Annotated in this window: 12 protein-coding genes; 4 read left to right on the top strand and 8 right to left on the bottom strand. The window is 68.2% G+C overall.

Translation table 11 applies throughout. From position 1 onward, the window contains the following. The 4 genes from ASG69_RS23130 to ASG69_RS17105 all read right to left on the bottom strand — a co-directional run. The coding region (locus tag ASG69_RS23130) for a ribonucleotide reductase N-terminal alpha domain-containing protein (RefSeq protein WP_327213052.1) at positions 1-885 on the bottom strand (885 nt) is incomplete at its 3' end. 45 nt (positions 886-930) lie between these two features. After that, complete coding sequence (gene nrdI / locus ASG69_RS17115) at positions 931-1,368, bottom strand: class Ib ribonucleoside-diphosphate reductase assembly flavoprotein NrdI (RefSeq protein ID WP_037187075.1); 438 nt, start codon at positions 1,366-1,368, stop codon at positions 931-933. 135 nt (positions 1,369-1,503) lie between these two features. Beyond that, positions 1,504-1,746: a redoxin NrdH gene (locus tag ASG69_RS17110; RefSeq protein WP_027507048.1), complete on the bottom strand. Its 243-nt coding sequence runs from the start codon at positions 1,744-1,746 to the stop codon at positions 1,504-1,506. Positions 1,747-2,113: 367 nt separating this feature from the next. Continuing rightward, positions 2,114-2,674 carry an NAD(P)H-dependent oxidoreductase gene (locus tag ASG69_RS17105; protein WP_056445509.1) on the bottom strand — a complete coding sequence of 187 codons (561 nt, stop codon included), beginning with the start codon at positions 2,672-2,674 and terminating at the stop codon, positions 2,114-2,116. Between the two features lie 84 nt (positions 2,675-2,758). Between ASG69_RS17105 and ASG69_RS17100 the strand changes: the two genes are divergently transcribed. Then, the gene (locus tag ASG69_RS17100) at positions 2,759-3,355 is read left to right on the top strand and encodes a TetR/AcrR family transcriptional regulator (RefSeq protein ID WP_056446214.1); all 597 of its coding nucleotides are present in this window, start codon (positions 2,759-2,761) and stop codon (positions 3,353-3,355) included. Between the two features lie 2 nt (positions 3,356-3,357). On the opposite strand, the gene ASG69_RS17095 is transcribed toward ASG69_RS17100, so the two are convergent. Genes ASG69_RS17095 through moaA form a run of 3 tightly spaced genes read right to left on the bottom strand, consistent with a single transcriptional unit; the run spans position 3,358 to position 5,430 of the window. Further along, positions 3,358-4,113, bottom strand: coding sequence for a fructosamine kinase family protein (locus ASG69_RS17095; RefSeq protein ID WP_056445513.1), 756 nt, complete (start codon positions 4,111-4,113; stop codon positions 3,358-3,360). 2 nt (positions 4,114-4,115) lie between these two features. Continuing rightward, positions 4,116-4,373, bottom strand: a complete 258-nt coding sequence (locus ASG69_RS17090) for a MoaD/ThiS family protein (protein WP_235578984.1) — start codon at positions 4,371-4,373, stop codon at positions 4,116-4,118. Then, on the bottom strand, positions 4,366-5,430 hold the full coding sequence (gene moaA / locus ASG69_RS17085; RefSeq protein ID WP_056445517.1) for a GTP 3',8-cyclase MoaA: 1,065 nt from the start codon (positions 5,428-5,430) through the stop codon (positions 4,366-4,368). Before moaA ends, ASG69_RS17090 begins: the two co-directional genes overlap by 8 nt. Before the next feature lie 89 nt (positions 5,431-5,519). On the opposite strand from moaA, the gene ASG69_RS17080 reads away from it, so the two are divergent. From ASG69_RS17080 to ASG69_RS17070, 3 genes are read left to right on the top strand one after another with little or no spacing between them, the layout of a single operon-like run. Continuing rightward, positions 5,520-6,725, top strand: coding sequence for a molybdopterin molybdotransferase MoeA (locus ASG69_RS17080; protein WP_082544514.1), 1,206 nt, complete (start codon positions 5,520-5,522; stop codon positions 6,723-6,725). Then, positions 6,722-7,744, top strand: coding sequence for a bifunctional molybdenum cofactor biosynthesis protein MoaC/MoaB (moaCB, locus tag ASG69_RS17075; protein WP_268788582.1), 1,023 nt, complete (start codon positions 6,722-6,724; stop codon positions 7,742-7,744). The genes ASG69_RS17080 and moaCB overlap by 4 nt, the downstream gene beginning before the upstream one ends. Further along, positions 7,741-8,154 (top strand): molybdenum cofactor biosynthesis protein MoaE, encoded by a 414-nt coding sequence (locus ASG69_RS17070; protein ID WP_056445525.1) that lies wholly within the window; start codon positions 7,741-7,743, stop codon positions 8,152-8,154. The genes moaCB and ASG69_RS17070 overlap by 4 nt, the downstream gene beginning before the upstream one ends. On the opposite strand, the gene ASG69_RS17065 is transcribed toward ASG69_RS17070, so the two are convergent. Further along, positions 8,151-9,158, bottom strand: a complete 1,008-nt coding sequence (locus tag ASG69_RS17065; RefSeq protein ID WP_027505884.1) for a CobW family GTP-binding protein — start codon at positions 9,156-9,158, stop codon at positions 8,151-8,153. The two genes, ASG69_RS17070 and ASG69_RS17065, sit on opposite strands and share 4 nt — an antisense overlap. Between the last annotated feature and the right edge of the window lie 71 nt (positions 9,159-9,229).

Raw genomic sequence — 9,229 nt, 5'->3', positions numbered from 1 at the left:
GCCGAGGGACAGCGTCTTGATGCGGATCTTCTCGTCGGCGTTCTCGCGCTTGGTGTCGAGGAACTTGTAGATGTCCGGGTGGTGCGCGTGCAGGTACACCGCGCCGGCGCCCTGCCGCGCTCCGAGCTGGTTGGCGTACGAGAACGAGTCCTCGAGCAGTTTCATGATGGGGATGACGCCCGACGACTGGTTCTCGATGCGCTTGATCGGCGCACCGGATTCACGAATGTTGCTGAGCAGCAACGCGACTCCGCCACCACGCTTGGACAGTTGCAGTGCCGAGTTGATGGAGCGACCGATGGACTCCATGTTGTCCTCGATGCGCAGGAGGAAGCAGGAGACGGGCTCGCCGCGCTGCTTCTTGCCCGAGTTGAGGAACGTGGGAGTGGCCGGCTGGAAGCGGCCGGCGATGATCTCGTCGACCAGGTCGGTCGCGAGAGTCTCGTTGCCGGCGGCCAGCGTCAGCGCGACCATGCACACCCGATCCTCGAAGCGCTCCAGGTAGCGCTTCCCGTCGAACGTCTTGAGTGTGTAGGACGTGTAGTACTTGAACGCACCCAGGAAGGTGGGGAACCGGAACTTCTTCGAGTAGGCGTGCTCGATCAGACCCTTGACGAAGGATCGCGAGTACTGGTCGAGAACCTCTGCCTCGTAGTAGTTCTCCTCCACGAGGTAGTCGAGCTTCTCGTCGAGGTTGTGGAAGAAGACCGTGTTCTGGTTGACATGCTGCAGGAAGTACGCCCGCGCGGCGTCCCGGTCCTTCTCGAACTGGATCTCGCCGTTCGGCCCGTACAGGTTGAGCATCGCGTTCAGAGCGTGATAGTCGAGCTCCGAGTCGTCACGGCGCGACACGGCGGGAGACGAGTCGGTGATGGTCGGTGCCATGTGCGTACTCCTGAGATCGATGATGGGCGGTACTGGTGCGGACGATCAGATGGTGCAGGTCGCGTCGAGCCGGTCCCAGAACTCGGCGAGTCCGGTGCGGACCCGCTCCACGTCCTCCGGGGTACCCATGACTTCGAAGCGATAGAGGAACGGGACCTGACATTTAGCCGAGACCACGTCCCCGGCGAAACAGTACGAATCGCCGAAGTTGGTGTTGCCCGCGGCGATGACGGCGCGGATGAGGGACCGGTTGTGCTCGTCGTTGAGGAACCGGATGACGGGCTTGGGGACGTAACTCGTGTCGCGCCCCAGCGCGGTGGTGCCGCCGCCGTAGGTCGGGAGGATCAGGACGTACGGACGGTCGATCTCCACGTCGTCGCGGGGATAGCGGACGGGGATGCGCGTCGCGGGAATCTCGAGCTTCTCCACGAACCGGTGGGTGTTCTCCGAGACGCTCGAGAAGTAGACCAGCGATTCGGACACGATGCTCCATCCTCCGCCGACTCTGCGCACTTCTTCGACATTCGCGACGGCGCGGACCGGGTGGGTCGGCCGTCAGCGGTGAGTCGGGAACTCACCCGAGCCGGCCTCCTCGTCCGAAGGCGCGGCGGACGCGCTTCAGGCAGCGGCGGTGACGAGGGTCTTGATGCGGTCGGGACGGAAGCCGGACCAGTGGTCCTCGCCTGCGACGACGACAGGTGCCTGCAGGTAGCCGAGCGCCATGACGTAGTCACGTGCCTCGGGATCCTGCGAGATGTCGATGACGTCGTACTCGATGCCCTCTTTGTCGAGAGCGCGGTACGTGGCCTTGCACTGCACGCAGGCGGGCTTGGTGTAGACGGTGACGGTGGTGGCGCTCATGAATCCTCTTCTCCGCATCCTGTGTCCGGATGCGCTCGCTGTTCGCCCGAGAGCTGTCCTGCACTGCTGCTGTGGGATCGCACTGGAGAAAGCGAGACCCGCCGACTCTGCCGTGCACACCACTGACAACCTGTCCGAGAGACCGGGCCGGACCCGCATCCACCCCTCCGAAAAGGGGGTGATGCGGGCCTCGAGCCGTTGTGGCCTCTCGGTGTTCAAGACACTACACCTAGTGTCCGACAGTGCAAGGCAACACCACACTTTGTAATGACACTGGTGGAATTACCTGGTCGGACGCGAAAAATTCCGGCGTGTCGCGACCCCTCGGGCGCGTCGCGAGACCGCGCTGCGGACGGGGCCTCGAGCCTCAGGCGTCGATGAGCTCCGCGCGGGTGAGCGCCGTGACGACCTCGGCGATGTCCGCGGCGATCTGTGAGTTGTCACGGGGATGGCCCCCGTCGATCGCGGCCACCACGCCACCGATGGCGAGATCGACGTCGTCGAGCACGCTCGCGCCGGCGATCCGCGCCGCCTTCTCCGTGTCCTCCTTGGCCCACCGGGCGCCGTTCGAGCTCGGCGAGGAACTGATGACGGCGGTCGGCTTGGTGGAGATGGCGCCGCTGCCGTAGGGGCGGGAGAGCCAGTCGATGGCGTTCTTGAGTACTGCGGGGATGGTGCCGTTGTACTCGGGCGTGAGCAGCAACACGGCGTCGGCGTCCTGGACGGCCGCGCGCAGAGCGGTCACGGTGTCGAGCGAGGCGACCGACTCGGGGGTGTCGATGTCCTCGTTGTAGAACGGAAGGTCTCCGAGGCCCTCGTGGATGACGACCTCGACGCCCTCGGGTGCGACGGACGCGGCGGTCTCGGCGAGACGACGGGTGATGGAGGCGGCGCGGAGGCTGCCGACGAGTGCGATGACGCGACTCATGGGTGGGTCCTTTCGACGAAGTGTGTCCGTGATCTACAACCGGACCGTAGTCCACTTTCTTCCGTGACGCGCTATCCTGACGGTGTGACACATGCCCCTCTGCCGATGGCGGCCGACGACAGCGAGCGCTGCGACGCCGCGCGCAACCGCCGTCTGCTCCTCGACGCCGCGATCGGGCTGGTCGACGAGCGCGGAGCGGACTCCGTCACCATGGACGCCGTGGCAGCCCGCGCAGGTGTGGGCAAGGGCACCGTGTTCCGTCGGTTCGGCAGTCGTGCGGGTCTGATGTTCGCTCTTCTGGACCACACCGAGACCGAACTCCAACAGGCCTTCCTCTTCGGTCCTCCCCCGCTGGGCCCCGGCGCACCACCGCTCGATCGACTCGTCGCGTTCGGCCGTGCCCGCCTCGACCTGGTCGCCGTGCAGGGTGAGGTGCTGCGGGCAGCCGAGAACTCGCCCGTCTCGCGCTTCTCCGCGCCCGCCCACGCGGTCGGCCTGACCCACGTGAGCACACTGCTGCGGCAGATCGGCGTGTCGGGCGATGTCACGTTGCTGGCCTACGCGCTGCTCGCCCCGCTCGAGGCCACTCTGGTGCTGCACCTGCATCGCGACGCCGGAATGACCACCGAGCGCCTCGCCGACGGCTGGGAGGATCTCGCCCGCCGCATCGCCTCCGCCTGACCTCAGGCCAGCGCGAGGGTCCGCGTCGCGGCGTCGGCCAGTGCCACGCCGTAGCTCCGGCCGTGACCCGCCGCGTGCACTGCGAGGGGATGCAGCTGATGCAGAGGCACCCGTTCCTCGGCACCCGGAGCGAGCTCGTGCTGCTCCTGATAGCCGTCGAGAAGGTGCTCGAGGTGCGGACAGCCGAAGAGAGACAGCATGGCGAGGTCCGTCTCGCGGTGTCCGCCGTGCGCCGCGGGGTCGATGAGCGTCACGCCGCCGGGCGTCCAGAGCACGTTGCCGGTCCACAGGTCGCCGTGCAGACGCGCCGGAGGGTCGGTCGAGTCGAACGACCCGTCCGCGACGACGGAGCAGGCACGCTCCACGAGGTCGGCCTCGTCCCGCGTGACCGTGCCGGCGTCGACCGCGACACGGAGATACGGCAGCACCCGTTCCTGCGCGTAGAACTCACCCCAGCGGTCGTGCTCCACCGACGACAGGGTGCGCGATCCGATGAACAGCGTTCCGTCGAAACCTGCAGGCGGCGAGCCGAACCGGGGGGCACCGCTGTCGTGGGTGCGGGCGAGCAGTGCGCCGAAGCGGCGAGCAGCGTCCGGCGTCGGCCGGACGGAGTCGAGGCGTTCGAGAACGATGTGGTCGGCCGCGACCTCGAGGACGTCGACCGTAGGCGCTCCCCCGTCGGCGAGCCACCGCAGACCTGCAGCCTCGGCGGCGAAGAAGTCGGGATGCGCGTCCTCACGCCGTTTGACGAACGCCATCTCTAGCCGCCGGCGAAGGGCGGGAGGACGTCGATCCGGGAGCCGACGGGGTAGGCCTCGTCGCGGACCATCTCGTCGCCGATGAGGAACACCGCCACGTCCAGCACACGATTCAGTTTCTGCCCGTGGCGTCCACGCAGCGCCGACTTCACGTCCGCCACGGTCGCGCCGACCCTCAGGTCGTACGACTCCTGCGTGGTGCCCGCAGCGTCCGCGGCCCCCGCGAAGTACCGCACGTCCACCGTCACGGACTCAACCACCGATGGCACCCATCGAACGTTCCGGCGGCACGAAGTCCTCACGTTCCATCCCGTGGCCGGCCCACTTGTTCCACATCGCTCCACGCCAGAGGTCCGCGATCTCCTCGTCGGTCGCACCCCCGCGCAATGCCAGCCGCAAATCGGTCTCGGAGTCGCTGAACAGGCAGGACCGCACGGTCCCCTCCGCCGTCAACCGGGTCCGGTCGCAGTCGGCGCAGAAGGACCGGGTGACCGAGGCGATGATGCCCACCGTGGCGGGGCCACCGTTCACGGTCCACTCCTCTGCGGGCGCGGACGGATCGGTACGGCCGATCTCGGTGAGCGTGAACCGCTCCCCGAGCAGATCGAGCAGTTCCGCCGCCGACACCATCGTCGAGCGCGCCCACTCCCGGTCGGCGTCGAGCGGCATCTGCTCGATGAACCGCAGATCGACACCTCGGTCCAGGCACCACTGCACCAGGTCCTGAGCGCCGTGCAGAGTCTCGCGCATGAGAACGGCGTTGATCTTGACCGGTGTCAGTCCGGCCGCCAGGGCCCCGTCGATGCCGCCGAGCACAGCGGGCAGCCGGTCCCGCCGGGTCAACGATGCGAAGTGCTTGCGGTCGATCGTGTCGAGAGAGACGTTGACCCGGGTCAGACCCGCCTCGCGAAGACGCTCCGCTCGGCGTTCGAGGCCGATGCCGTTGGTGGTCATCGACAGTTCGACACCGGGTGCGTGCTGAGAGGTCAGGGCGATGATGTCCACGATGTCCTTGCGGACCAACGGCTCGCCGCCGGTGAAGCGGACCTCGCGCACACCGAGGAGTCGATCGGCGACGCCGACGAGGCGGGCGATCTCCTGCGCGGTGAGCAGCTGTTCGAACTCCAGGTTCGGCAGCCCCTCGGCCGGCATGCAGTAGGTGCATCGCAGCGAGCACTTCTCGGTGACCGAGATGCGCAGGTCCCGCGCGATGCGACCGAAACTGTCCAGCAGGTGCGGAACGTCCGGACGGCCGACCATGGACGGCGCGCGCACGACACCGGGCAGGCTGGGAATTCCCATGCTCACCGTCGTCATCCGATCACCTCCACTCGCCGTTCACGTCAGTATGCCCGTTCGGGGCAACGGGAACCCGACCGTCCTCATTCCCGCTCTAGGATGACCGCATGGGCCATGCGCACACGACGTCGGCACGCTCGGTCGAGGATCACGCCGTTCGGATCGACGAGATGATCACCCGCGCGTGGTCCGCTCGCCCCCCGGAGACGGTTCCGCTCACCGATGCGCTCGGCCGCGTGACGCACGCGGACATCGAGGCCCTCATCGACGTCCCCAACTTCCGGAACTCCCAGATGGACGGATACGCGGTCGACGCGGAATCGGTTGCCCGCGTACCGGTCACACTGCCGGTCACCGGCGTTCTCGCCGCCGGCGACGCCGGGGACGAACGGCATCGGTCGGGCACGGCACGCAAGATCATGACCGGCGCTCCGGTACCCGAGGGCGCCGACGCGGTGATCCCCGTCGAGGACACCGAGATGGACGGGGACGGTGTCCGCGTCCTCGGCTCACGGCGCTCGGGTGAGTACGTGCGGGAGCAGGGCAGCGACATCGCGGCGGGGTCGGTCGTCGTCCCGGCCGGCACGACGCTCGGCCCCCGTCACCTCGGCGCTCTCACGGCCGTCGGCCGATCCGACGTCACCGTCCGCCCCCGGCTGCGGGTCGCGGTCATCGCGACCGGCGCCGAACTCGTCGAGGCGGGCAGTGCACTCGGACCCGGTCAGCTGTACGACTCGAACGGTCTCACGCTCACGACCTCGGTGACCGCGGACGGCGCCGTGGTGACGTTCCGCGGCCGCAGTACCGATACCGCCGACGAGTTCTCCGCGATGCTGTCCGAGGCCGCCGAGAACGCGGACGTGATCATCACCTCGGGGGGTGTGTCGATGGGCGACTTCGAGGTGGTCCGGGACGTGCTCGGCCCCCGCGGGGGAACCTTCACCCACGTCGCGATGCAGCCCGGTGGGCCGCAGGGGTGGACCGACCTCGACGGCACCCCGGTGATCAGCTTCCCCGGCAATCCCGTGAGCACCCTGGTGTCTTACCTCGTCTTCGCCCGTCCGGCGATCCGGAGGCTCTCGGGCCTCCCCGACGCGACCGTCACCGAGCGCATCGCCGACGTGGCAGTCCGATCCCTGCCCGGACGGCGTCAGTTCCTGCGGGGCCGACTCACGGAGACCGGCGTCGTGGTGTCGTCCGGACCGGGGTCGCACCTGGTGGTGTCGATGGCCGCCGCCGATGTTTTGGTCGACGTCCCCGCGGACACCGTCGAGGTGCCCGCGGGCAACAGTGTGCGAGTGTGGCCGCTGTGAACGATTCATTCGCTGCGCACTCATCCGGGAGTTCCTCCACAGGGCTCTCGCACCTGGACTCCGACGGCCGGGCCCGCATGGTCGACGTCAGCGGGAAGAGCGAGACCACGCGCACCGCGGTCGCCGCCGGGTCCCTGCGGACGACTCGGGACGTGATCGCCCTGGTGCGTGCCGACGGCATGCCGAAGGCCGATGTCCTGTCGACCGCGCGCATCGCCGGCATCGCCGGAGCGAAGCGGACGTCCGATCTCATTCCGCTGTGCCATCCGCTTCCGCTGTCCTCGGTCGCGGTGTCCTTCGGCTTCACCGACGACACGATCACGATAGAGGCCACAGCCGTCACGACCGGGCGGACGGGCGTCGAGATGGAAGCACTGACGGCGGTGTCCATCGCCGGGCTCACGCTGCACGACATGGTCAAGGCCGTGGATCCGGCAGCGTCGATCGAGTCGGTGCGTCTGATCCGCAAGGAGGGTGGCAAGCGCGGCGTGTGGACGCGCGACAACCACCAGCCCGACACCTCCTCCACAGCAACGCCTCTCGGTGATCGAACTGCGGTCGTCGTCGTCGCGTCCACCGGCGGCGCAGCCGGGACGCGCGAGGACACCACGGGACCGCGCATCGTGTCGTGGCTCGGTGACCGCGGTTTCGACGTTCGGGGGCCTCTCGTGGTGGCAGACGCCGACGTGGCCGCGGGCTTACGAGACGCCCTCACCGGCGGACCCGCCCTGATCATCAGCACCGGCGGCACGGGCGTCTCCCCCACCGACGCCACACCCGACGCCACCCGGCCACTGCTCGACCGCGAACTACCCGGCGTCGCGGAGGAGATCCGACGTACGGGACTGGCAGCCACCGTGCACGCCTCGATCAGCCGCGGGTTGGTGGGCGTCGCTGGGAAGACAGTGATCGTGAACCTGCCCGGATCACCCGGCGGAGTGAAGGACGGACTGACGGTGCTGGATCCGATCGTGGACCATCTCGTCGCCCAGGTACGCGGAGGCGGTGCTCACGAATGACAACGGTTCTCGCCCGGATCTCGAGCGATCCGATCGATCCGGCGGATGTCTCCGACGCCGTCTCGGGTCCCGAACACGGTGCCGTGCTGGTGTTCTGGGGAGTCGTCCGCGACCACGACCACGGCGAGTCGGTGTCGGCACTCGAGTACCGAGCCCACCCCGACGCCGAGAAGTTCCTGCGTCGCTGCTGCGAGGACGCGGCCGCGTCGTCCGGCCTGCCGACGGCGGCCGTGCATCGCGTCGGCGACCTGACGATCGGTGACACCGCTCTCGTCGCCGCGGTCGCGTCTCCCCATCGCGCCGAAGCATTCGCAGCGTTGCAGGCGTTGGTCGATCGCATCAAGACCGAGGTGCCGATCTGGAAGCGCCAGCAGTTCCCCGGCGGCACCAGCGAGTGGGTGGGGCTCTAGCGGTCGCTGGTGCGCAGGAACCTGTGCACCACGAGTGATTCTGCGTCGGTCGCACTCTCGGTGCGGATCATCGCCTCGATCCGGGCACGCGCCGCCGCGACGTCGAGTCCCGAGCCTATGAAGACCAGCGCGGTGTCTCCACGGGACGAGGCGGTCTCGACGTCGATGTGGACGCCGACCGTCTGGACGACGAATCGCGCCGCGCCACGGCCGAATCGAACGAATCCCTTGGATCTGTACAGCCCCGGCGGCGGGTTCTCGAGGAACTCGAAGAACGCCCGCGGATCGAGGCAGTCGCTGGTCTCGACGCTGAACGTCTCGTAACTCGCGTGCAGGTGGTCGTGGGGATCGTCCTGCTCCCGCAACAGATCGTCGAGCGCGAGTTGCCGGGGCCCGTCGTCGGGGCGCTCCGGCGGATCGAGAAGGAGCGACACGTCCACGGCTCCGTGCGACGTCACCACCGTCGGGGCAGGGGGAGCCGCGTCGCGCACCAGCGTGAGCACCTCGTCGATGCGTCCGGGTCCCACCGCATCCGCTTTGTTCACCACCACCAGGTCGGCGAGTCCGAGATGCTGAGCGAGGTGCTGGTGCCGGGCCGTCGACTCGAGTACGTGCAGGGCGTCCACGACCATCACCATGCCGCCGTACCGGATCCGCGAGTCGGTGCTCGCGACGACCATCCTGATGAGAGCACGTGGCTCCGCCACACCGCTGGCCTCGACGACGATCGCGTCGACGGCGGCACTGGTCGCGGTGAGGGCTCCGAACATCTCGTCGAGATCCTCGGTGTCGACGGCGCAACACAGACAGCCGTTGCCCAGGGTGATCATCGAGTCGACCTGCCCGGCGACCAGCATCGAGTCGATGTCCACGGCGCCGAAGTCGTTGACCACCACGCCGATTCGAATGCCGTGATTGCGGCGGAGGAGATGGTTGAGCAACGTCGTCTTACCGGATCCGAGGTACCCGGCGACGAGAACGACCGGAACAGCGCTGCGAGACACCGCGTCAGGGTACGTCAGCCGGCTCCGGCCCCACCTGTTCGTCCCTACCGACCGGCCTCCGGCCTTCCCGC

The sequence above is a fragment of the Rhodococcus sp. Leaf225 genome (assembly GCF_001426145.1).
Classification (GTDB): Bacteria; Actinomycetota; Actinomycetes; order Mycobacteriales; family Mycobacteriaceae; genus Rhodococcoides.
Note: the sequence above shows the minus strand (reverse complement) of the source record. Positions and strands in the feature narration are given on the sequence as shown.

Bases quoted from the DNA above. Each gene is read 5' to 3' on its own strand.
- ASG69_RS17110 (WP_027507048.1), bottom strand. From the start codon at position 1,746: ATGAGCGCCACCACCGTCACCGTCTACACCAAGCCCGCCTGCGTGCAG.
- ASG69_RS17105 (WP_056445509.1), bottom strand. From the start codon at position 2,674: ATGAGTCGCGTCATCGCACTCGTCGGCAGCCTCCGCGCCGCCTCCATC.
- ASG69_RS17095 (WP_056445513.1), bottom strand. From the start codon at position 4,113: ATGGCGTTCGTCAAACGGCGTGAGGACGCGCATCCCGACTTCTTCGCC.
- moaA (WP_056445517.1), bottom strand. From the start codon at position 5,430: ATGACGACGGTGAGCATGGGAATTCCCAGCCTGCCCGGTGTCGTGCGC.
- ASG69_RS17080 (WP_082544514.1), top strand. From the start codon at position 5,520: ATGGGCCATGCGCACACGACGTCGGCACGCTCGGTCGAGGATCACGCC.
- ASG69_RS17070 (WP_056445525.1), top strand. From the start codon at position 7,741: ATGACAACGGTTCTCGCCCGGATCTCGAGCGATCCGATCGATCCGGCG.